At 54.9% G+C, this 401-nt stretch carries 1 rRNA gene; it reads right to left on the bottom strand.

Annotated features, from left to right (window positions below):
• Window positions 1-264 (bottom strand): 23S ribosomal RNA (locus IFT82_RS20370); the annotation flags it as partial.
• Between the last annotated feature and the right edge of the window lie 137 nt (window positions 265-401).

A 401-nucleotide genomic window follows, 5' to 3' on the forward strand; every position in this document is an offset into this window, starting at 1 on the left:
CAGTTCACCGGGTTCGCTTCTCGAAACCTATGTATTCAGTCTCAAGATACCTGAACCAATTAACCCCAGCCGAGCCATCCGACGCCACGCTTGCGCGCGATGTCGTTCGTCTCGTCTCGGATTAATCGGATAGGTGGGTTTCCCCATTCGGAAATCGTCGGGTCAAAGGTTGCTCACACCTCACCGACGCTTATCGCAGCGTGCCACGTCCTTCTTCGCCTGTACATGCCAAGGCATCCACGAATTGCCCTTACCTCACGCTTGAGAGTCCACACCACCAACAACAACACTGGATCACCTTTCCCGCCCATCAAAGTGATACTTTGATGGGACCTATGGGAGCAGGTGACACGAAACTCGGCAGAGCAGTGTGCTGTGGTTTTACCGGGCCACCACGTCGC

It is taken from the genome of Sphingomonas sp. CFBP 8760, assembly GCF_014841615.1.
Lineage (GTDB): Bacteria > Pseudomonadota > Alphaproteobacteria > Sphingomonadales > Sphingomonadaceae > Sphingomonas.